23 protein-coding genes are annotated in these 22,697 nt (G+C 39.4%); 12 read left to right on the top strand and 11 right to left on the bottom strand.

The annotated features are described in order from the left end of the window. Nucleotides 1-21: 21 nt before the first annotated feature. Genes AACQ38_RS06520 through folE form a run of 3 tightly spaced genes read right to left on the bottom strand, consistent with a single transcriptional unit; the run spans nt 22 to nt 3,294 of the window. Nucleotides 22-1,974, bottom strand: a complete 1,953-nt coding sequence (locus AACQ38_RS06520; protein ID WP_165577709.1) for a dehydrogenase E1 component subunit alpha/beta — start codon at nt 1,972-1,974, stop codon at nt 22-24. Nucleotides 1,975-2,008: 34 nt separating this feature from the next. Next, nucleotides 2,009-2,593, bottom strand: a complete 585-nt coding sequence (locus tag AACQ38_RS06515; protein ID WP_011147014.1) for a 6-carboxytetrahydropterin synthase — start codon at nt 2,591-2,593, stop codon at nt 2,009-2,011. Next, nucleotides 2,590-3,294 (bottom strand): GTP cyclohydrolase I, encoded by a 705-nt coding sequence (folE, locus tag AACQ38_RS06510; protein WP_011147013.1) that lies wholly within the window; start codon nt 3,292-3,294, stop codon nt 2,590-2,592. The genes AACQ38_RS06515 and folE overlap by 4 nt, the downstream gene beginning before the upstream one ends. A gap of 684 nt (nt 3,295-3,978) precedes the next feature. Between folE and AACQ38_RS06505 the strand changes: the two genes are divergently transcribed. Continuing rightward, nucleotides 3,979-4,872 (top strand): LysR family transcriptional regulator, encoded by an 894-nt coding sequence (locus tag AACQ38_RS06505; RefSeq protein WP_113025642.1) that lies wholly within the window; start codon nt 3,979-3,981, stop codon nt 4,870-4,872. Between the two features lie 980 nt (nt 4,873-5,852). Here the strand turns inward: AACQ38_RS06505 and AACQ38_RS06500 are convergent. Further along, the gene (locus AACQ38_RS06500; RefSeq protein WP_165577708.1) at nt 5,853-6,008 is read right to left on the bottom strand and encodes a hypothetical protein; all 156 of its coding nucleotides are present in this window, start codon (nt 6,006-6,008) and stop codon (nt 5,853-5,855) included. Between the two features lie 1,264 nt (nt 6,009-7,272). On the opposite strand from AACQ38_RS06500, the gene AACQ38_RS06495 reads away from it, so the two are divergent. Both AACQ38_RS06495 and AACQ38_RS06490 read left to right on the top strand, forming a co-directional pair. After that, nucleotides 7,273-8,736: an alanine/glycine:cation symporter family protein gene (locus tag AACQ38_RS06495; RefSeq protein ID WP_041380917.1), complete on the top strand. Its 1,464-nt coding sequence runs from the start codon at nt 7,273-7,275 to the stop codon at nt 8,734-8,736. 303 nt (nt 8,737-9,039) lie between these two features. Then, nucleotides 9,040-9,858: an N-acetylmuramoyl-L-alanine amidase gene (locus AACQ38_RS06490; protein WP_041380915.1), complete on the top strand. Its 819-nt coding sequence runs from the start codon at nt 9,040-9,042 to the stop codon at nt 9,856-9,858. 3 nt (nt 9,859-9,861) lie between these two features. Here the strand turns inward: AACQ38_RS06490 and AACQ38_RS06485 are convergent, their stop codons facing one another. Together AACQ38_RS06485 and AACQ38_RS06480 are read right to left on the bottom strand one after the other, a co-directional pair. Further along, complete coding sequence (locus AACQ38_RS06485; protein ID WP_278249227.1) at nt 9,862-9,996, bottom strand: hypothetical protein; 135 nt, start codon at nt 9,994-9,996, stop codon at nt 9,862-9,864. 362 nt (nt 9,997-10,358) lie between these two features. Next, nucleotides 10,359-10,787 (bottom strand): DUF805 domain-containing protein, encoded by a 429-nt coding sequence (locus AACQ38_RS06480; protein WP_165577707.1) that lies wholly within the window; start codon nt 10,785-10,787, stop codon nt 10,359-10,361. A gap of 338 nt (nt 10,788-11,125) precedes the next feature. Between AACQ38_RS06480 and AACQ38_RS06475 the strand changes: the two genes are divergently transcribed. Beyond that, nucleotides 11,126-11,620, top strand: coding sequence for a DUF2165 family protein (locus AACQ38_RS06475; protein ID WP_011147008.1), 495 nt, complete (start codon nt 11,126-11,128; stop codon nt 11,618-11,620). 291 nt (nt 11,621-11,911) lie between these two features. Here AACQ38_RS06475 and AACQ38_RS06470 read toward each other — a convergent pair whose 3' ends face one another. Next, the gene (locus tag AACQ38_RS06470) at nt 11,912-12,295 is read right to left on the bottom strand and encodes a helix-turn-helix domain-containing protein (RefSeq protein ID WP_041380116.1); all 384 of its coding nucleotides are present in this window, start codon (nt 12,293-12,295) and stop codon (nt 11,912-11,914) included. A 316-nt stretch (nt 12,296-12,611) separates the two neighbouring features. On the opposite strand from AACQ38_RS06470, the gene AACQ38_RS06465 reads away from it, so the two are divergent. The 3 genes from AACQ38_RS06465 to AACQ38_RS06455 all read left to right on the top strand — a co-directional run bounded on the left by AACQ38_RS06465 (nt 12,612) and on the right by AACQ38_RS06455 (nt 14,640). Further along, nucleotides 12,612-12,755 (top strand): PhoP/PhoQ regulator MgrB, encoded by a 144-nt coding sequence (locus AACQ38_RS06465; protein ID WP_011147006.1) that lies wholly within the window; start codon nt 12,612-12,614, stop codon nt 12,753-12,755. A 169-nt stretch (nt 12,756-12,924) separates the two neighbouring features. Continuing rightward, a complete protein-coding gene (locus tag AACQ38_RS06460; RefSeq protein ID WP_011147005.1) occupies nt 12,925-14,304 on the top strand; it encodes an amino acid permease in 1,380 nt (459 codons plus the stop codon). A 165-nt stretch (nt 14,305-14,469) separates the two neighbouring features. Beyond that, nucleotides 14,470-14,640 carry a hypothetical protein gene (locus tag AACQ38_RS06455; protein WP_165577706.1) on the top strand — a complete coding sequence of 57 codons (171 nt, stop codon included), beginning with the start codon at nt 14,470-14,472 and terminating at the stop codon, nt 14,638-14,640. Here AACQ38_RS06455 and pagP read toward each other — a convergent pair. After that, nucleotides 14,623-15,246, bottom strand: a complete 624-nt coding sequence (pagP, locus tag AACQ38_RS06450) for a lipid IV(A) palmitoyltransferase PagP (protein ID WP_165577705.1) — start codon at nt 15,244-15,246, stop codon at nt 14,623-14,625. The two genes, AACQ38_RS06455 and pagP, sit on opposite strands and share 18 nt — an antisense overlap. A 600-nt stretch (nt 15,247-15,846) precedes the next feature. On the opposite strand from pagP, the gene cspE reads away from it, so the two are divergent. The 4 genes from cspE to AACQ38_RS06430 all read left to right on the top strand — a co-directional run bounded on the left by cspE (nt 15,847) and on the right by AACQ38_RS06430 (nt 17,430). Then, nucleotides 15,847-16,056 (top strand): transcription antiterminator/RNA stability regulator CspE, encoded by a 210-nt coding sequence (gene cspE / locus AACQ38_RS06445; RefSeq protein ID WP_011147003.1) that lies wholly within the window; start codon nt 15,847-15,849, stop codon nt 16,054-16,056. A gap of 205 nt (nt 16,057-16,261) precedes the next feature. Further along, nucleotides 16,262-16,390: a hypothetical protein gene (locus AACQ38_RS06440; RefSeq protein ID WP_255562910.1), complete on the top strand. Its 129-nt coding sequence runs from the start codon at nt 16,262-16,264 to the stop codon at nt 16,388-16,390. Then, nucleotides 16,353-17,153, top strand: a complete 801-nt coding sequence (thiD, locus tag AACQ38_RS06435) for a bifunctional hydroxymethylpyrimidine kinase/phosphomethylpyrimidine kinase (protein ID WP_339367034.1) — start codon at nt 16,353-16,355, stop codon at nt 17,151-17,153. The genes AACQ38_RS06440 and thiD overlap by 38 nt, the downstream gene beginning before the upstream one ends. A 73-nt stretch (nt 17,154-17,226) precedes the next feature. Further along, nucleotides 17,227-17,430 carry a hypothetical protein gene (locus AACQ38_RS06430; protein ID WP_165577703.1) on the top strand — a complete coding sequence of 68 codons (204 nt, stop codon included), beginning with the start codon at nt 17,227-17,229 and terminating at the stop codon, nt 17,428-17,430. A gap of 17 nt (nt 17,431-17,447) precedes the next feature. On the opposite strand, the gene fbaB is transcribed toward AACQ38_RS06430, so the two are convergent. Then, entirely contained in the window at nt 17,448-18,497 is a 1,050-nt protein-coding gene (fbaB, locus tag AACQ38_RS06425; protein ID WP_011147001.1) for a class I fructose-bisphosphate aldolase, read from the bottom strand. Between the two features lie 544 nt (nt 18,498-19,041). Between fbaB and AACQ38_RS06420 the strand changes: the two genes are divergently transcribed. Next, nucleotides 19,042-19,197 (top strand): hypothetical protein, encoded by a 156-nt coding sequence (locus tag AACQ38_RS06420; RefSeq protein ID WP_158538092.1) that lies wholly within the window; start codon nt 19,042-19,044, stop codon nt 19,195-19,197. A gap of 1,507 nt (nt 19,198-20,704) precedes the next feature. Here the strand turns inward: AACQ38_RS06420 and trhP are convergent. Together trhP and AACQ38_RS06410 are read right to left on the bottom strand one after the other, a co-directional pair. Next, complete coding sequence (trhP, locus tag AACQ38_RS06415) at nt 20,705-22,081, bottom strand: prephenate-dependent tRNA uridine(34) hydroxylase TrhP (RefSeq protein WP_165577702.1); 1,377 nt, start codon at nt 22,079-22,081, stop codon at nt 20,705-20,707. A gap of 198 nt (nt 22,082-22,279) precedes the next feature. Further along, nucleotides 22,280-22,624: a YegP family protein gene (locus AACQ38_RS06410; protein ID WP_011146999.1), complete on the bottom strand. Its 345-nt coding sequence runs from the start codon at nt 22,622-22,624 to the stop codon at nt 22,280-22,282. Between the last annotated feature and the right edge of the window lie 73 nt (nt 22,625-22,697).

Below are 22,697 nucleotides of genomic sequence, written 5' to 3'. Positions count from 1 at the left end.
ATTAATTTCAATTAAAGACATTTATTGTTGAGGCTCAGCCTCTGATATGTATGCCTTAAGAATACGTTCAATCAGCATGTCTTTTCCTGGAATCATAAGGTTTTCAAGGGCTTTACTTGAGGGTATCGCCATACTGGAAGGATATATGCGTATTGTACGAGGTAATAACTTACCCAAAATTTCAGTTAATTGAGCAACGACTTCTGAACCGAAACCCGCAAATCCCTGACCTTCTTCAACGATAATGGCGATTTTGCATTTCGATACGAGTTTGATATATGGGATTACACTAAACGGATATATCTGGAGTGGGCAGATAACTTGAGCAATCACATCGTGTTCTACGAAAAGTTCTTCTGCTACATCTACCAGTAGATCGCTCAGCCCACCATAACCGAAGATTACAACGTCGACGTTTGTTGACAGAGGGCTTACAACGACCGCTGGGAATGGATCGTCAGAGGCATAGCTTGTGAACCCCAATGGAGCATTTCGAATGCTCTTGGTATAGAGGATTTTATTTTCAATAAGAAGAACAGGACCTTCCTCCTGTTTTGCAAGTGTTTTATAGACTATTGCCGGATCGATAAGATTGTTAATTGCCAGTATCGTCAGACCTGGTATTCCCATGAAATGCTTTTCCAGAGTTTGACTATGGGTAGGCCCGTAACCGCGGCCAGCGCCCATTGGTGTCCGGATCACTAATGGAACTTTCACCTGATCGTTGTACATGTCCCTGAACTTGGCTGCGTGATTCAATATTTGGTCAAACGCTAAAGTCAAGAAGTCGCCGAACATGATTTCCACAAAAGGACAATATCCATGCATGGCGAGCCCACATCCGATGCCGACAATAGCGCTTTCGGAGATGGGAGTATTTATGACTTGTTCGGGAAAGCTATCGGACAGGCCATCGGATATCTTAAATGCGCCGCCATAAGGCGCTTTCACGTCTTCTCCTATGAACAGGATATTTTTATCCAGCTCCATGATTTCCAAAAATGCCTTATTGATTGCACGGGATAGCCGAATCTTAGACCCCTGGCTGGGTAGCGGATGAAATGTGGAAGATCGCGATTGCAATTGTGTTTCAGCGCCGTAAAACGGTGATGAGCGAGCCTGTTTTGCCTTTCTTATTGCGTCATTTACTCTTTCTTGAACTCCGGCGACTTCTGTCTCCAATTCAGCAGCATGCTCACGCAGAATGACATTGATGGGATCGATAGTATTAAAGTGTTCGATTTCATCGATGTTTCTTAGATCGTCTCCTTTGGAGTGAGCTTTGAGACGGTAAGTATCGATTTGTAGAAAAGCGGGGTGCCTTTGGTTTCTAGTATAATTTATCAGCTCTTCTGTCTCAGCTATCAGATGTTCCCAATTCCAAACATCAGATTTCGTATATCTCATGCCAAAAGCCTGTGCGCGTTTGCTTATGCTGCCTGATAATGTTTCTGAGATATGAGTAGATTGTGCGTATTGATTGTTTTCTAACACGATCAATAGCGGTAGATCCCACTTTGCTGCGATATTTAATACTTCATATACGACACCCTCTCCGAGAGTGCCATCTCCGATAAACGCTATTGAGATAGAATTATCATGGCGTAACTTCTTGGCGAAAGCTGCCCCGGTTGCTACCGGTAAGATCCCGCCTTGAATCCCGTTAGAAAAAAATCCCTCTTTGCATAGATGTTGACTTCCTCCACGGCCTCCACACACGCCGGTCTCTTTTCCCATCACCTCTGCGATCAGTCCTGTAACATCGCCTGTCCGCGAAAGAAAGTGGCCGTGACATCTATGATTGGAGAATACCCAGTCATTTTTTTTCAGAAACTTGCATACTATTGCGCCTGTTAACTCTTGCCCAATGCATGTATGCACTGTTCCATGGAGCTCTCCAGTGGAATAAAGACGTAACAATGCTTCTTCCGTTTCTCGTATTAGTAGAGATGTCCGTAAGATATCGCTGTCCATATTCGTCAACCCTCATTCATCGTGATTCGTTACTTTATAAGCGCTCATGAGTAGAATCGGATGTCACAACATTTCTTGAGTCATATTCAAACCGGCCCATTGCCTGTGAATAAGCCTTGAGTTCCTCAAACCGTTGACTGAGAAATGCGCTGCGTTCTTCTTCATGAATTGACTCGGCATTGCAATCTGTAAAACAATTGGGTGTTTCATAGAGTCTGATGTGATGAATTTTTAGGTTATCCCATTCATTAAAAAGAACCTCCATAGTGAGGAATATTTCTTTGGCAATATTCTCAACTGTTGGATTACAGTACTCCCCATGACGATTTAAGCTCATCAGTCGGAATTTACTGCGTGTAGCATGCACAGCGGATATGAAGTCTGCATCCTTGGGATTAAGAATTGAGGCGTGATCCAGAAACTCATCAATCCATGCGGCACCTATGCGCTTTATCTCTTTGAAATCTATCGCGTATCCAATTGGTTGCATCTGTTCAAATGAGAAAGTGAGTTCATACAGATAAGTGTGTCCGTGGATATTGAAGCATTTGACCCTTTCATTCATTACGCGATGAGCGGAATCAAAAGAGCCTTTGCGAGTAATATATTGAATTGTCATGCAATACCTCTAATCAATTCATAGAACTCTTGTTTTGCCGGTGAATCAGCTTCAGCGAATGCACCTGAAAACATTTGTGTCTTCATACGGCTTCTCTGGTGGCGTACACCTCTGCAACGTACACAATTGTGCGATGCATCGACTAATACTGCGACGCCTTGGTTTCTTTCACATACTTGGTTTACTGCATTGTGGATTGCTGCTGTTAACCGTTCTTGTATGAGCCCACGTCTGCCGAAATGTTCGACTATTCGGTTTAACTTTGACAAGCCAAGAACACGCCCGTATTGACTTGGCATATAGGCAACGTGGACATAGCCACTGATTGCTTGATGATGGTGAGAGCACATGGAATCGAGCGCTATCCAGCCGTCGAATACAATGCCATCGTAGTTATCTGCCGGAAATGTAGTGATGGGTCCCATTGGTTTGTATCGGCCTTTCCATAGGTCAAGAACATAAGCCTTTGCAACACGTCTCGGCGTGTCTTTTGAGTTAGGATCATTTTTCCAGTCAACGCCAAGAGCAGTCAGGAATTCTCCGAATGATATAGCAGCTTCATCTATAATAAGGTTAAGTTCTGTTTTGGTTAGAACCTCATTGGGTCCGTGTAATGCGCGCTTTTTTGCTAATTGCATGGATATTCCATCGGCAAATCCATGTGTGGCAACTTCCAAGTCTCCTGGCTCCACCGTCGGCATAGGCACCTCGTTATTGTAACTAGATGGTTCATTATGATCCGTTTGGAGAAACGCATATTTCCATTTAACGGATCGGTATTTAACTTCTTACTATCTGAATCCTAAATAAAATAATGGTGGGTATCATGTCCTTTGCAGTCATATTTAAGACCTTTTAGGTCTTAATCAGGTAAGCTGATATTGGTATCCTTGTTTTCTGGTCCCACCACTTAGTTATTGGTGAAATCATGCATTCAGTCGGATCTGTTTGGCCGTTTTTTCGGTTTTTTATATAAATATTTAATAATTAGCTTTCTAGGGAATAGTTATAGTTAAGGAAAGAGTGAGCTTTATTTATTGTTATTGTAAATGTATTGACGTACAGTTTGATAAATATTGATTAAATAAATTAATGAATTTGGGGGTATCTAGATAGCTAACTATTTTAAGATCATCAAATGCTATTTTCTTCTAAAACTAGGCAGATCTTGCCTGGTGATCGGTTATTTCATGTTTACTCAAAGGAGGTTTTTATGTAACTCGGCATTTATAATATGGGAGATGTCACCCCTGATCTAACCTACGGGACAATACCAACTAAAGCTGAACGTATTTAGATGATCTGAAAGAACAAATTCAAATTAAAGAAGCGTTTAGAAAGAATAGGCATAAGTCTGTTTAGTGAAAGATTGAGGTTACATATATATGAAGTTACGACATTTACGGTGTTTTGTAGTAGTAGCAGAAGAATTACATTTTGCTAGAGCTGCGGAACGCCTGCATATAGAACAATCACCGTTGTCAAGAATAATCAAAAAATTGGAAGACGATCTTGGTACGATGTTATTCGTACGTACTACAAGGAATACCCGGCTCACACGTGCAGGGGAAATTTTACTGGAGCAAACTCCTCGCATCTTTTCAGTACTCGGCCAGGTACGTGATAGTGTGAAAGCGGTTGCGGCCGGATTCCATAGTCAGCTTCGTATTGCGTTATCTGATGGCGTTACACCATCCAAATTAGCTGAGCTGTTAGCAAAATGTCGTGAGGACGAGCCGGAGACGGATATTCGTTTACACGAGGTACCTTTAGCTCAACATATGAATGGATTACGTGATAACCTTTTTGATGTGGGATTCGCTCAATCTACGATAGTGCGAGATGGCATCATTGCAATACCGGCTTGGTATGATTCGTTGGTGGCGGTTATTCCCGCCAGGCATCCGCTTTTGGCATATAAAGAATTACCGCTGAATGAATTTTTGCGCTATTCACTGATTGTCTGTGGTCAGGAAACTCACGGGGGATTTTTGAAACAAGTTCTGTCTATATTCCAAAATGCAAAGTTAGCTCCATGTATCTCCGAAAAGGTTGCCAGTTTTGATCTCTTGTTAACTTTAGTGGCTGCCGGGTATGGGATTGGTGTGGCGGGAGAGTCACAGATCAATTTGGCTCGGCATGGCGACGTTGCTATAAGACCATTTGCTGGTGGTATTCCTAAACTGGTGACGTATATGCTTAGGCTTGACTCCCCGTTAACAGAAGAACTTGTACGGTTCAAAGAACGGGTTGGAAATTTGTACCACAATGTTTATTGATCCTGGTAGGGGGAAAAGGGCTTTAAAACTCTGCTAGGACTTAAAAGTGCAATTCGCAATCTTCTAAATTTGTAGAGAATTGCGAATTTTTGACAAATATTTGGCTATTCTTTTCCAATAATCCGATGAGCGTTTTCATGCCAACCAAAGTAGGGGACTTAAGATTCCTATCTTGAGAAGGAATTTGATGATCAGCTTGGTTTGATAAACGATAAGTAGGTATACCCTTTATCTTTCAAGTTGCCTCTTTGTTGGCTGCACTCACTCACCCCGGTCACATCGTTATCTATGCTCCCGGGGATTCGTTCCCTTGCCGTCGCGATCCATCTTGAAATCTATAGGGTATATGAGAAGTTAAAACTGGATAGTTAATTTAATGTCGTGTAAAAATCTTTATTGTTGGTGTATTTAGATAAAAACGCTAACGGGAGTTTGTTCTCCCGCTGGTTTTATAACTGTAAATAAAGTACTTACTGTATAATATTTGAAATGTTATTATTTAGTTATTGTTTTTCCTTATTAAGAATTTTTTCATATTCCTCCCAAACGACAGATAATGGTGAACTTAAACAACAAATGGATATTGAACCTCCTGATGGAGGGTGATATTCATATTTAGATCTCCCACGATAGACTCTTATAGGTAAATTGTTATCAGTGGGATTCTTCCTTTTTCTTCTTAACATCATTCATAACCTCAACGTATATTGTTTAAATTATGCATTTAGAATAAAAGTGAGATATTTATACAATATTAACTTCATAAACATATTTTTTTTGTAAAAGATAACAAATGAAAATATTAGCAGTAGATAATAAAAGATCCAGTTTTATGTTGCATATGAGAGAAGTTTTTTCATATTTTTTACAATATTGTTTTTACATGAAATAATATTTTAATGAAATTAAAACATAGTGTTAATGTAATGTAAAGTAAAAGTTGGTTTTAATTATGTGTAGTTGGGTTAAGCCTGTTGTTTTTATCGTCTAATGCGATGGCGATTAATCATGTAACTGTGTTGAGAGAATATATACCCGTTATCTTTCAAGTTGCCTCTTTGTTGGCTGCACTCACTCACCCCGGTCACATAGTTTGCTATGTGACCGGGGATTCCTCCCTTGCCGTCGCGATCCATTTTGAAATCCAGAGGGTATAGGTGTGATTTGAGTTAAACTGTCTTTAGCTGACCATCACGGTAAATTGTCAAAGTTAAGTCTTGCGTTTTTTGATTTATCTAAGACATCTGTGCTCGTCGTATCCGGTCTTAGGGAAATTTAAAGTGGTAATATTATTGTAATGATTTTGGTTTGCAGTGTACCCGATTTTGCTTAGAACTCAGTTGCTCATTCAGCAAATTTTCTACAAATGTTGTTAAAAGTTTGGTCTATCTGGCAGGTAATCAAAGTACTGCTCGAACTTTTATAAAAAAGGATCTTATTATCTCGGCTTTATTGTTATTTCATTTTAATCCGCTTGTGGAAATATTAGACAATCATCTTATAGAGAATAGAATAATGGGAACGGTTAGATATATATTTGAATATATTCAGAGAATAGATAAATAGGCAAAAATGTATTCGTTATAATTAATTAAAGAAGTAGGTAACAGTCGTTAAAAACTTTTTAATGTTAATGATAACTTAACACAAATAGTTGAGGGGAAATATCATTTGCTCTTGTGATTGAGGAAGTCTACAGATAAATGTCAGATATAGGTTGAGATGTTTATTAGTTTTTTGCATGTTATGTTATTTATTGGGATGATATTTTCTACATTGAGCATATGTGTTGGTATTTCATTGTGATCCGATAAGTGAGTTTTTTATCTTTTTGATTTCTAAAGTCTTATGTGATAAATGTCACTATGCGAAATTTTCTAAATTAATGAGGATTTTTTTGTTAAAGCTGATAATCTGCTCACAAAATTAATCACAATATCTTATTTTTGAATTTTTTTCTTGATATTAATGGGTTGTTGATTTAATTAACAATCGGCTCATTGGTAGAACTTCTTTTACTTGTGTGGGGGCTAAAGTAACGGGTTTCATATATGTAGCTTGTTGTGAATCACTGATAGGAGGCATAGCTAAAAGTGTATGAAGTGACTGGCGGGCAATAGTCGATTGAATGACATATCTATTAACTATCAGTCAAAAACAGTACACCAAACATTCATTTAATCTGATGGATAATGTAAAAAGGTCAGTAAACATTACACATTAATTTCAAACTTGTGTTACATTTATAGCGTTTTTCTGACCAGTATCTCTGTGTTTCTTAATACAGCATTGCGTTACTTGTTAATTATAAAGGCATATTAAACGCAATGAATTCTGCCGGATACGATTTTATGGTCAGATTGGGTTTACTAATTTAAGGGGAAAAATATCTTGACTAACTTGACGGAACTAATTAGCTTTTTTAACAGTATCCTTTGGGGCTCCGTGTTGATTTATCTTCTTCTTGGGGCGGGTATTTACTTCACTATACGCACGGGTTTTATACAGATTCGCCATTTTGGGCACATGTTTTCAGTATTGAAAAACAGTAAAAAATCTGACAGTGCAGGTATTTCATCATTCCAGGCTCTGTGTACCAGTTTAGCTGCACGGGTTGGTACCGGCAACCTTACTGGTGTGGCAATCGCCTTAACGGCGGGTGGGCCTGGTGCCATTTTTTGGATGTGGGTGGTTGCTCTGATTGGAATGGCAACCTCTTTTATTGAGAGTACACTTGCCCAGCTGTACAAGACAAAAGACGATAAGGGGAATTACCGCGGTGGTCCGGCCTACTATATGGAAAAGGGGCTTGGAGTACGCTGGATGGGCGTGATGTTCTCCATATTTCTTATTATTGCTTTTGGTCTGGTATTTAATGCTGTTCAGGCAAATTCTATTGTTCAGGCTGCTGCTTTCGCATTTGATTTCGATCCTTTATATGTCGGCATTGGTTTGGTGATTCTTAGCGGATTCATTATTTTTGGTGGCTTGCGCTCTATTGCTCGGGTTGCAGAATTAGTTGTCCCTTTTATGGCGATAGCTTATCTGATCTTGGCGTTCTGGGTCGTCGGGCATAACTTTGAACGAATGCCGGAAGTGTTTGCATTGATTTTCAAAAGCGCATTCGGTTTGCAGGAAGCCGTTTCAGGGACCGTTGGTTATGGTGTTGCACAGGCGATGACACAAGGTGTTCAACGCGGGTTGTTTTCAAATGAAGCCGGGATGGGGTCAGCGCCCAATGCTGCTGCTTCTGCTTCTCCATATCCTCCTCATCCAGCATCTCAGGGTTATGTGCAAATGCTAGGTGTTTTTATGGATACGCTGGTTATCTGTAGCGCGACTGCTGTTATCATCCTGTCATCGGGTGTACTTGATGGCAATATTTCAGGAATAAGTGGAATAGAATTGACTCAGCGGGCATTGTCTTCCGCTGTTGGTGATTGGGGATCTGAATTTATTGCACTGGCTATCTTCTTTTTCGCATTCACATCAATCATTGCGAATTATGCTTATGCTGAAAGCAATATTGTATTCCTTGAACGTAATCATACCGCGGGCTTGATGATCTTACGTCTGGCGGCGTTGGGTATGGTGATGTTTGGTGCGTTGGCTGAATTGCCTTTAGTTTGGAAAATGGCTGATTTGTCTATGGCATTGATGGCAATTACCAATCTGACCGCTATCTTGTTGCTTTCTGGCGTCGCATTTAAACTCGCAAAAGATTACAACCAACAGAGACGTGTCGGTAAGTTACCGACATTTGATATTAATCAGTATCCTGAAATTCAGAAAAAGGTCGAAGTTGGTATTTGGGAAGAAACGGCAAGTCTTGCCAAATCGAACCAAGTGGCTGGCCACAAGTGAAATGCTAGAACAAAGTACATACCCTATAGATTTCAAGATGCATCGCGACGGCAAGGGAGTGAATCCCCGGGAGCATGGATAACGATGTGACCGGGGGTGAGCGAGTGCAGCCAACAAAGAGGCAACTTGAAGGATAACGGGTATAAATTATGGGAATAAGGCATCTTCATTTGTGCTTTATGTCAAGAACAAAACCGATAATTTTATAAAAAAATCATGTAAAACATAAATTTTATTTTGTATTCATTTGATTTCTTTGTGTTATTATATTGCTATTCAATTAATAGGTGGGACAGGGAAATGATGAAGAAGATCATATTGGTTGGCTTATTTATGCTATTGGCGGGGTGTTCCAGTCTGGAAGATCGGGGTGCTTATAAAGTTGATAGCTCTTTTCCTTCACAAGGTCAAAATGACAGAGTAAGGTTTTTGGTGTTCCACTATACCGCTGTCGATGATAAAGATTCTTTACGTATACTCACTCAGGGCGGTGTTAGTGCTCATTATTTAATCCCATCGTTACCGAATTATGTGAGAGGAAAGCCTGTTATTCTACAACTGGTTCCTGAAGAGAAGAGGGCATGGCATGCTGGTGTTAGTGGATGGAATGGTCGGAAAGACTTGAATGACACTTCGATTGGCATTGAAATTGTTAATAAAGGATTTACGGAAATGCTACTTGAGAAAGAGTGGTATCCGTTTAATGAGCAGCAGATCGATCTATTAACGCGTTTGGCGAAAGATATTATTCAACGTTATGGCATTGAACCTATTAATGTCGTTGGTCACAGTGATATTGCACCTTTGAGAAAGTATGATCCAGGCAAACTTTTCCCTTGGAAGAATTTGGCTGAGCAAGGTATCGGTGCATGGCCTGAAGATGCAACCGTTGAAAAATATATGGCTGGCAGAAAATGGCATGATAAGGCTTCTGTTGAGTTAATTCAGAAGACATTGGCTAAATATGGCTACACCATTCCACAAACGGGTGTACTTGATGAAGATACCCGTAAGACCATCAGTGCATTCCAGATGCATTTCAGGCCAGATGACATCAGCGGTAACCCTGATGCACAAACTGAATCAATAGCTCTGGCTTTGGTTGAGAAATATAAAAAATAGTTTTTAGTATCTTATGAGATCGTGCCATAGAAAGAACTTTATTGGAGTGACTTTATATGGCATGGTTTTTCTTATTAACCTATACCCGTCATCTTTCAAGTTGCCTCTTTGTTGGCTGCACTCACTCACCCCGGTCACATAGTTTGCTATGCTCCCAGGGACTCGTTCCCTTGCCGCCGCGATCCATCTTGAAATCCATAGGGTATATACCCGTCATCTTTCAAGTTGCCTCTTTGTTGGCTGCACTCACTCACCCCGGTCACATAGTTTGCTATGCTCCCAGGGATTCGTTCCCTTGCCGTCGCGATGCATCTTGTATATACCCGTTATCTTTCAAATTGCCTCTTTGTTGGCTGCATTCTCTCACCCGGTCACAACGTTATCCATGCTCCCGGGGATTCGCTCCCTTGTCGTCGCGATGCATCTTGAAATCCATAAGGTATATTACTAGTTTAAGTAATAGTCAGATTGAATGAAATTTTTGCAATATGGCGAGAATATTACTCTTTATTATGATTTTTTCCTCCAGGCAGAATAAATGCAAGAATAATCCCAATTAGGCTAATAAGAGGTGAATACATTATTATTTTTTCGGAAAAATAGTTTGGTAAGACGCTGCTCAGATAGATAAAAATAGAGATTAACCAGCCATATAACCCCACGTCATTAAATCTGTAAGCTGTTTTCATGATTAAATAGTAAATCGTAGCGAAGGAGCACATTGCCCATAAACCAATAGAGATCATGTACAGCCACACTGATAACTCATATTGCATATGGGCGGCATAATTATTTTCTGCTAGGTAACCAGAGAGAAAGATTAATATTCCGAAAATAACCGCTATTTTAATAAAACTAATAATATAATCTTTTCTACTCAATTTTTGACTGAAATAGCTTTTCATTGCACTAACTGGAGAATCGTCCATAAATAATGGTCAGGTAAATAAAAATGGAGCAGATAATAACTGATCTAGTGATGGTATGAACAGAAAAATATCAGTCAGATATTATATGAGAATATTTTAAACGTAATTTTAAGATAAATATGTATAAATAAGGTGATGATTGTTAAATTATATGATATACCCGTTATCTTTCAAGTTGCCTCTTTGTTGGCTGCACTCGTTCACCCCGGTCACATCGTTATCCATGCTCCCGGGGATTCGCTCCCTTGCCGCCGCGATCCATCTTGAAATCCATAGGGTATAGTTTGTGTTGTTTATGATCTTTTTGGTGTTTAACCCATTCTTTGAGGACTTGACAAATGATTATTCGCTTATCTAAGACTTTGATGATTTTTGCAATAGCTTTGTTTGCGACATTAGCGGCTTTTGGCAATATTACAGACTATGCGACTAATTTCGCATTTGTACAGCATGTATTAATGATGGATACTATTTTCCCAGATACAACTATTACCTATCGTGCAATTCATTCACCGTTGCTACACCACATTGGTTATATTGTCATTATTTCTTTAGAAACTTTAACGGCAGTGTTATGTTGGATTGGCGGTATTCATTTATTGGTAAATTTAAAATCTAATGCCGCTGTCTTTAATAAAAAGAAATCTATTGCGATAGTTGGTTTGACCTTGGGATTCTTGACTTGGCAAGTGGCATTTATGTCAATTGGTGGAGAATGGTTTGGGATGTGGATGTCCAAACAATGGGACGGTGTGTCTAGTGCTTTCCGTTTTTTTATCACTATCATTCTGGTATTGATTTACTTAATTCAGTATGACAAAGAACAAGAATAAGAATATACCCTATGGATATCAGGGATGAAATATCAAAGGTACTGACATCAGGGTTGTCCGTTTTTCAAATTCATGTTAACGGAAACCAAGTGCCGTTAAAAAATTCGACAGAGCTCTCTGTCCATCTAATCATGAAACCCAGAGAGCCTTGTTAAGTTAAGGGAAGTATGATGTCTGGCATCAAATAAAAGGTCAGAACACAAAGGTTGAAGCTCTTTGTCTTTCGCCGGAAAGCACAGTTGCATTGGTTGGGTAATTGCCCGTTTCAATGTTGTTCTCTAGGTTATTGTGTCATGAACAGTGAGTAGTGAAATGCAGCGGTAATTTAACTTCGAGCTCAATCTCTGGATTCTGCCGGAAATCATAGGGAGTTATGCCATACTCTTTGCGGAACATATAAGTGAAATGAGATTGAGAGCCAAAGCCGAAATCTAAGGCGATATCAAAAATAGGCAACGCGCTGTTTCTTAAAAGATGAACAGCGCCAGCCAGGCGTCGTTGGCGGATATATTTACCAAGAGAAATTCCGGTGACTTCCTTGAATATTTTCTGCATGTGCCAAAGCGAGTAACCGGAGTAAGTTGCCAGTTCTTCCAGGTGGATTACCCGGCCAAGGTGATTCTCAATCCATTTGCTGAGAGCACATACAAGTGCTAAGTGATTATCCTGTGGCATTAACAATTTTGTTCTGGTTGAAAGTGGAAGGAAGTATACACAACTTTTTCTAAAGATGACAAAGCCTTGACATAACGATTTAAATTGTAACTGAATGTGACAATTGATTTTTTTGTTATAGTGAATAGAATCCACATGGTTAGTATTTGTTTAAATGCGTTCTGATTACATTGTTAGCATGCATACTGTTGCTGGTTCGATTTTTTCACAATGAAAGCACAGGATGAATATTTTTCTTGTTTCATTGCTGTAAAATATCATTTCCCAACTTTATTCTTAACGTATTGCGTTCTGACCGAACTTGAAGGAAATAGAATTGGACATAAAAAAAACCATTGCAATCTTAGCATTACTTGGAATATGTCTGTTCTTGTACCTGCTAGCTTTGGATAGCTATTGTGATCAGGGGGAACAGTTTGATTCAGGTATTTGTTCTGTGACTCGATATCTGCCTTTCTGATTAGTTGCTGATACTCATCAGCCATTTTCCCGTCATATATCTGTGCTAACATATATCTTCAATATCCACCCTTTAAAGCTAGTGTTTTGTTTGCTTTGAATAAAGCAGATAAGGGGAAGCGGTTGTTTTCCCACTAATAACAAGATAGAAGTTGTATCAAGAGGACAAGATGGCAGGACAATCGCAGCGCTCAACACTTAAACGCGGTTTAAAAAACCGGCATATTCAACTTATTGCTTTGGGGGGGTCGGTCGGGACTGGGTTGTTTCTCGGTATTGCACAAACTATAAAAATGGCAGGTCCCTCCGTAATTTTAGGCTACGCTATCGCAGGCTTTATTGCATTTCTGATTATGCGTCAGCTAGGTGAGATGGTAGTCGAGGAGCCTGTAGCGGGGTCGTTTAGCCATTTTGCATATAAATATTGGGGCGATTTTCCCGGGTTTTTATCAGGCTGGAATTATTGGGCGATGTTTACTCTGGTCGGAATGGCTGAACTAACGGCTGTGGGCATGTATATCCACTATTGGTGGCCTGATATTCCAACCTGGGTTTCTGCAACCATCTTCTTTGTTTTAATCAATACGGTAAATTTAATTAATGTCCGGTTATATGGTGAAACAGAATTTTGGTTTTCCATCATTAAAGTGACCGCAATTATCTGTATGATTGTTTTTGGCTCTTACCTGTTAGTCAGCGGAAATGGCGGGCCTCAGGCCAGCATTACTAACCTTTGGCAGCATGGTGGCTTTATGCCTAATGGGATCTCCAGCCTTATTATGGCAATGGCTGTCATCATGTTCTCTTTTGGTGGATTGGAACTGGTGGGTATTACCGCAGCAGAAGCGGAAAATCCACGTATCAGCATTCCTAAGGCCACCAATCAGGTGGTATACAGAATATTGATTTTCTATATTGGTTCTCTGACGGTGTTATTGTCGCTTTATCCGTGGGGCAATGTCGTTGAAGGTGAAAGCCCATTTGTGATGATTTTTCATAACCTGGATAGTTTCTGGGTGGCTAACATTCTGAATATTGTTGTCCTAACAGCGGCATTGTCCGTTTATAACAGCGGTGTGTATTGCAACAGTCGGATGCTGTACGGTTTAGCAAAACAAGGTAATGCTCCTGAAATGCTGACAAAAGTTAATGAAAGTGGTGTGCCTATCAGAGCTATTGTCATGTCTGCTTTAGCAACGTCCATTGGCGTATTGATTAATTATGTGATGCCGGGCAAAGCATTTGAGTTATTAATGGCGTTGGTGGTAACAACGTTGGTGATTAATTGGGTCATGATCTGTATGGCGCATTTAAAATTCCGGGCAGAAAAAGTTAAACAGGGGATAGCGCCGTCATTTAAGGCATTTTGGTATCCGTTCGGTAATTATCTGTGTCTGGTTTTCCTTGCTTTTATACTTGTCATTATTTTAATGATGGATAGCATCCGTATTTCAGTCATCCTGATGCCATTCTGGGTGGGGGTGTTATGGCTCGGGTTTTTAATGTCCCATTCTCGCCGTGATAAAATGAAAACAGAGGAGCTGGGATAATATCTATACCCTATGGATTTCAAGATGGATCGCGACGGCAAGGGAGCGAATCCCCGGGAGCATGGATAATGATGTGACCGGGGTGAGTGAGCGCAGCCAACAAAGAGGCAACTTGAAGGATAACGGGTATACCTGGATTATCTCTATTAAAGATACCAGGCTGATATGATATATACCCTATGGATTTCAAGATGGATCGCGGCGGCAAGGGAGCGAATCCCCGGGAGCATAGATAACTATGTGACCGGGGTGAGTGAGTGCAGCCAACAAAGAAGCAACTTGAAAGATAACGGGTATAGCCTGGTATTTTTTATCCGATTACCATTGCCAGCGTAACCAAGCGAAGAATACATTACCGTTGTTATATGTGCCGGGAATGTACGTTCCTTGAAACGATAACCGATCATATTCTATGGAGAATAACGGTAATGGGAGTGGAATAGGGACATAATAATAATCATGACGAGCTGTAACGCTCAGAGTGAAACCAATTCCCATTCGGAAACCCTCTAAATCACCGGGTATCCACATCTTCTGAAAGCCATAGCCAACGATGGGTTCCAAACGGTTATGAGAATCCATAAAAACCATTGCATAAAGGGAATGCCAATCGTTGTCTTCGTCGTAACGATATTTACCATAGCCGAAACCCCAAGGCCGCTCATTATATCTATCGGTTTTCTCTTTATCGTAGGTATGTCTGTTATGCCAAGTAATTACCGGCAGATAAAGTTCATTGTTGGGTGCATCCCAAGTAAGAGCGACATTATTATTGAATTTTTCCCATAAACTGCTCGAATTGTTGCCATAACTGATCGGTGTGTGAGATTCAGTGGTTGTTAATGATTTGTTAGCAGTATTTGCTGTTGTTGCAAATACTGTCCCAGATGAGACTAAAAGCGTGGCTGATAGGGTACAGGCTGCGGTTAAATCAAACTTCATTATTTATTGCTCCAATTTCCCGACGGCATAAATTGGGGAGATCCTTTGTATCACGTAAAATATGACAAACATCTAAATTCAGGAATTCTACTCTTGCTATTTTCAATAAAAGTTAAACGAAAAATTAATATTAAGATGTGATAGGTATTAACTGGGTATATAAAATACTGATATTTTAGTTGACTAATATGGGGAATGTGTTGATTTTTTCTTTCACTCAAACAGTAGAGATGGGTCTCTATGACCATACTATAGATATAGAAAATCTAATAATAAGACAGGCAAAATAAATTAGAGTTATTTATGTTATCTGGGGTTTTGTTGAGTGGATAAACTGTAAGCTAATTAGGATAACCTTGGGTTTTCAAATTTTTGCAGCTATGTTAAACAATAATTGTTGTTAAGAATTTTAAATATGTGCGTTAGCTCCATAGCTGATAAAAAATGGCTTGCCATCATATTAAGAATATGTGATAAATCGTTCGGGTAAACGAGGTATGGTTCTGTTATACAACTCTGTTAATAGCAGCAACTTGCTCTAGTTTTTATGTTGCGCCGAACGGCGAATTAGAATTAAGTGATCCAAAGGAAATTCTTAAAATGGCAAAAATCACTGGTACTGTAAAGTGGTTCAACGAATCTAAAGGTTTTGGTTTTATTACTCCAGCTGATGGTAGCAAAGATGTGTTTGTACATTTTAGCGCTATTCAGAGCGAGGGTTTTAAAACTTTGGCCGAAGGTCAAAAAGTTGAGTTTGAAATTCAGGACGGTCAGAAAGGTCCTTCAGCAGCAAACGTTACAGCAGCATAACTTCTTTTTGTCAATCATTTTGGATTGACGAAGTAAATTTGTTGTCTGTTTGATTTTTTATTGGCAACAATGACATACCGATATCACCCTGTTAGTTATCTGATAGGGTGTTTTTGTTTTGACTTGGGGTGCTTTTCACAGAGTATGGATTTCAAGATGGATCGCGACGGCAAGGGAGTGAGTCCCCGGGAGCATAGGTAACGATGTGGCCGGGGTGAGCGAGTGCAGCCAACAAAGAGGCAACTTGAAAGATAACGGATATACTTGCTTTTCTTTTGCTGGTTGGAAGGGTAGCTATAATGAGAATCAATTCACTGACAATTGCCGGTACTGATCCTAGTGGCGGTGCTGGCATTCAAGCCGACCTAAAAACTTTCTCCGCACTTGGTGCTTATGGCACAACAGTAATGACCGCGCTTGTGGCGCAAAACACCTGTGGTGTGCAATCTGTTTATGATATTGATCCTACTTTTGTTGCGGCACAGCTTGAATCTGTGCTGTCAGATATCAGAATTGATAGCGCTAAGATAGGCATGTTATCCAATGCGGCCAATGTTGTTGTCGTTGCCGATGCAATAAGCCGTTATGCCGTTCCTTATGTTGTATTGGATACGGTAATGATTGCGAAGAGTGGCGATCCGTTGTTGACACCGGAAGCGGTTTCCGAGGTTGTTGAACGATTATTACCGAAGGTTTCGTTGATTACCCCAAATTTGCCGGAAGCCGCCGTGATATTGCAATGCTCTGTAGCAGAAACTGAAACGGACATGCAAAAACAAGGGCGTGAACTATTATCGCTAGGATGCGAAGCCGTTTTACTGAAAGGCGGGCACCTTACAGAACATGAGAGCCCTGATTGGCTATTTACTGCTGAGGGAGAATGGCGTTTTACTGCGCCGAGAATCAATACTCGTCATACTCATGGTACAGGATGTACGCTCTCCGCTGCACTGGCTGCTCTGCGTCCGCGTTATTCGAATTGGCAAACAACCCTGCCTGTTGCCAAATCATACCTCCAGGCGGCGTTAGAACAGGCGGACTCGTTAGAGGTAGGAAAAGGAATCGGGCCTGTGCACCATTTTCATCAGTGGTGGTGAGAGTAGCTGATTGGCGTTTTTGGGATTTGATGAGAAAGTGATAATGAATTAAGAAGAGTAAGGTGTTTATGCTGTGAGAGTAGTATATACCCTATGGATTTCAAGATGGATCGCGGCGGCAAGGGAGCGAATCCCCGGGAGCATAGATAACTATGTGGCCGGGGTGAGTGAGTGCAGCCAACAAAGAAGCAACTTGAAAGATAACGGGTATAACTCAACATTGGTAGCGACTTACTATCTATTCATTATCACCGGCGACAAGTTTGATTTACGCTGACAAGCTTGGTGCTTGGTTTACGCGATAGTCACTTGCTTATCCAGATAGACATCTTGAACCGCATTAATCAGTTCAATACCCTCTTTCATGGATTTTTTGAAAGCCTTACGGCCGAGGATTAACCCCATACCGCCTGCGCGTTTATTAATGACGGCGGTACGAACGGAGTCACTTAAATCATTATTACCGGATGCACCACCTGAGTTAATCATACCGGCGCGACCCATGTAGCAGTTAGCTATCTGATAACGGACCAGATCGATAGGATGATCGGTAGTCAAATCAGTGTAAACACGTTTATCGGTATGACCAAAGCCAATCGCCGTATAGCCGCCGTTATTTTCGGCCATTTTTTGTTTAACGATATCGGCACCGATAGTGGCTGCTAAATGGTTAGCCTGGCCTGTGAGGTCTGCACTGGCGTGATAATCTACCCCCTCTTTCTTGAAGGCAGAATTACGCAGGTAGGCCCACAATACTGTTACCATGCCCAATTCATGCGCCCGTTTAAAGGCGGCTGAAATTTCCTCAATTTGACGCCGTGATTCAATAGAGCCAAAGTAAATTGTTGCTCCAACGGCGACAGCACCCATCTCGAATGCTTGTTCAACACTAGCATATAAAGTTTGATCATATTGAGCGGGATAGCTCAGTGCTTCATTGTGGTTCAGTTTAACCAGAAATGGGATCTTATGAGCATAACGACGAGAAACCGCGGATAACACGCCATAAGTAGAGGCAACACAGTTACAGCCGGCTTCAATAGCCAGTTCAACGATATTTTTTGGATCGAAATAGAGTGGGTTTGCTGCAAAAGAAGCGGCAGCAGAATGTTCTACACCTTGATCCACCGGCAAAATAGACAAATAACCCGTACCTGCAAGGCGACCATGATTTAACAATGTTTGCATGGAGCGCAGAACTGTATTAGGTCGGTTATTGTCGATCATTACGCGGTCAACAAAATCGGCACCGGGCAGATAAAGATTTTCACTTAGAATGGTATTACAACGATGTTGCAATAAACTGTCCGCATCTTTGCCTAACAACTTAGCGATATCAGTCATGTTTTACTCCAGTTATGAAAAGATACTATCGATTGTCATTTATCCTTTTTAGGATAACAAGTTATATTGGGGGGGAAGTGGTAGTGGATCGCTTCAGGTCGGACTTTAAAGAGTATTTTATTATCTGGAAAGTGGCTATTTAGCGAAAAAGTGACATTACCATTCCTTTAAGGAGTATGGAGGCGAAAGCGTAAGATCTTTATGTGCTGGATTATATGTTCTCATCATTCTTATCGTTTGCTAACAAACAATTTTCTAGGATAAGATAAATAGGTGTATGAGATTTAATACTGATAAAGAATAAATTATTCACTGTATTTATAATATCGATATTAATTTGGCATTGATAAATTGAAATATCAATATAGTTAAATATAGTTAAATATAGTTAAATATAGTTAAATATAGTTAAATATGGTTAAACTGCTCGTCTTTATTGAACTTGTTAATATTTTATTGGCTTTTATTATTCAACAATTAAATGTTTTTATCATATATTTGAGATATGTTATTGTTTCTATGGAATTTTTTCATTGTTATTTTTTTGTTAATTTATACCTTATGGATTTCAAGATGGATCGCGACGGCAAGGGAGCGAATCCCCGGGAGCATAGATAACGATGTGACCGGGGTGAGCGAGTACAGCCAACAAAGAAACAACTTGAAAGATGACGGGTATATAGCATTACAATGTTGTTAGGTGGAATTGATAATAATACTGAGTGTTTTTAGAGTAAAAACTAATATGGATTTATCATTTTAATAAATAACTCATTGATTAATATTGAATTATTTTCCTAGTTCAATTAACCGGATAATAAAGTCAGTCTTTATATTTTTCTCTTTTTATAGCTAAACTGATTATTTATTATATGGATTTTCCACAAAGACATAATGTGTTTTTCTATTATTTTTATGAATTTTATAAAATTATTTTTCATATTTCTTTCTCTCTATTGATATGAATTTAATTGATTTTAATTATTCATATGAATGATTTTTTATTTTGTCAATTTATTGATAACCAAGTTGCGGTATTATATATGATAAATAACCATTTTTGACGTCAATGTTTTTTAATCTACATAATCCTGTAAGCAACAGTCAATATGGTTATTTATTCTTTCGTAAAAATGATAATAGTATAAAATAATAATTATACTAAATTTTTAGTTTTGCCTTGTATTCATCAATTAATTAATTGATTAGAAAATATATCAATATAATTTGATGTTATCACAGATGGAAAATTTCTCATGTTTTTATTGTTAATAGTGACATTTCGGTTTCTTCCATTTACCAAGAGTAATTTCTTATTACATTTCTTCTGTAGTAACTTGTTTGCAAACGATATTTTATAAAGTTATTGGATCTATTGATACAGGGTGAGAGCTTGATAGATGAAGGTTGAATGCTTATCGCGGTTACTTGCTAGTCTGATTTTTCCTGATGTTATTGTTAGATGGTATTTTTCATGCTTGCTCCGGTGTAAAAATGCGTTTCTATTGTTTTTAGGTTTAGCTTTTAGGTTTAGTTTTTTGGTTTACTGAGTGGCTCCTATTGTGGGATTAAATTTCATCTTTATGGAAGGGTAACATGTACTGCATTGTTGTTTATCAGCTCTGGGGTGGTTTGGCTATTTTTCCCTTTCTCATATTGTGGGTATATAAAACAGAATCCATTTTGGGTTGTTAAGTGGGTATAGTCAGGTAAATGTTGAACTAATAGTTTTAACAATAAGTAAATTGTAATTATCTGTTTTCATAATCTTCACCTGATTAATTCTATCAAATTGTATAATATTTGGTCTAAATATGATGGATTTCCTGAATGATTAAACAGTGGAAAATTTTAATTACATTTCTTTAGATAGTGTGATATTTCAATAGGTAGAAATATTTTCTTATTAATATGTAGGGTATCAGAAACACATGAATATAAGTATTCATTGATTTAATAGTTAAATTTCTCTATGTAATTAATCATGTAAATGAATTCTGTAACTTGTTGATTTTATTTCCCAGAGCAAAAAAGAAAAGGCCAGCTCAAGGGAGATTGAGCCGGCCAAGGAGGTGGTTCCTAGTCTTACTGTAAAACTTTTTTAATTTTTTATTTTTCACCAACAATACTACGGTAAATAAAATAGTATTGATGTGATCTGTTTCTAAAAAAAGAAATATATCATCGTCAGGAGGGGATATTGATGATTATTTGTCTGAGTTTCGGTTCGTTTGAGGATATTGAGAATTAATACCATTTAGATTACGTATTAATAAGGCGTAATTAATATCAATTTGTTTAGGAATTGGTAAATAGACAATATACCCATCCCCAGGCGCAACTTCCATTGGTTGGCCTTTTTTATCCTGCATTGTTTCCAGTGTAAACTGGATATTGCCTGATGGTGTCATTAATTCGAGACGGTCTCCGATCATGAATTTATTCTTGACAGCCACTTCAGCCAATCCGTTGACTCGCTCACCCGTAAATTCACCAACAAATTGTTGGGTATCGGATATCGAGTAACCGTATTCATAAGTCTGATAGGCATCATGGGTATGACGGCGCAAAAATCCTTCGGTATAGCCGCGATGAGCAAGTCCTTCTAATGTTGTTAGCAGCGTTGGATCAAAAGGTTTCCCTGCAACGGCATCATCAATGGCTCGGCGGTAAACTTGTGCTGTGCGAGCGCAGTAATAGAAGGATTTTGTTCGTCCTTCGATTTTCAGAGAGTGAACGCCCATTTTAGTTAATCGCTCAACATGCTCAACTGCACGTAAGTCTTTGGAATTCATGATGTAAGTACCATGTTCATCTTCGAAAGCTGACATATATTCACCAGGGCGTTTTGCTTCTTCGAAGGTAAATACTTTATCTGTTGGTGTGCCTTTTCCCAATGTTGGCTCGATACTTTTTGTCGGTATCGGTTCATGCATATGCACAATATTACCGATATCATCTTCTTTGCCTTCTTGGACATGATATTCCCAACGGCAGGCATTAGTGCAGGTTCCCTGATTGGGATCGCGTTTATTAATATAGCCGGATAATAGGCAACGACCGGAATAGGCCATACACAATGCCCCATGTACGAAAATTTCCAGTTCCATATCGGGAACCTGCTGGCGAATCTCGTTAATTTCATCCAGAGAAAGTTCACGGGAAAGAATAACCCGCGTTAGTCCCATTTGTTGCCAGAATTTTACTGTCGCCCAGTTAACCGCGTTAGCTTGAACGGAAAGATGAATTTCCATTTCAGGAAAAGCTTCACGAACCATCATAATCAGCCCGGGATCAGACATAATGAGGGCATCAGGTCCCATATCAATGACAGGCTTTAGATCACGGATAAAAGTTTTCAATTTGGCATTGTGAGGAGCAATATTGACCACGACGTAAAAGCGTTTACCAAGCTCATGAGCCTCTTTAATGCCGAGTGCCAGATTTTCGTGATTAAATTCATTATTGCGAACACGCAGGCTGTAACGTGGTTGACCAGCATATACGGCATCTGCGCCATAGGCAAAAGCATAGCGCATATTTTTTAGCGAACCGGCCGGGGAAAGTAATTCTGGAGTAAACATGGTTAAAAAATTCTCGGTTTGAGTTGAGATGAGTTTTCACTATAAAAAGTAAGGATAAGGCCGGGGATTCTAACGCGTATTTTGTTGCGGATACAAATTTATTAGTATGAAACGTTCGGTTCTCTTGATCGATGAAGAGCGCCTTATCAATTGACAATGACTTTCAACTGATAAGGTGCGGTTTATCATGAAAAAATATTATTCTGACTTTGTTAGATCTCGAACATTGACGCTAGAGCCATGTTTAATCGCAGATTGAATGCCTTTTTTGACCGCGACTTCATTATCGTAAGACTCGCTGATGCCGATAACTTGATAGTTTCTCGCTTTCAGCACGAAATAGGACTTGCCAGATTTGTTTTCTCTGATTTCGAAGTTTTTTTCTGCCGGTGAATTTGCTTGGACAGAACGAATTCCTTTATTCGCTGCTGCCTTGGTCGTATACATTTCACTGGTAAGGATAACTTCACCGTTCGATGCTTTTAAATTGAAGTAATACTGCTTGTTTTTTGTTCTCTTAAGATCATAATGACCTACAGCCATAAGAAATTCCTCCAATTACAGGTAAGTATTTTTAATATAGCTGAATTTCTGACCGGTGAAAGGTTGAGAGAAA

Source organism: Photorhabdus sp. RW14-46, from assembly GCF_963887965.1.
In the GTDB taxonomy this organism is placed as follows: Bacteria; Pseudomonadota; Gammaproteobacteria; order Enterobacterales; family Enterobacteriaceae; genus Photorhabdus; species Photorhabdus laumondii.
The sequence above is the reverse complement of the archived record's forward strand: the minus strand, read 5'-3'. Positions and strand labels throughout refer to the sequence as shown.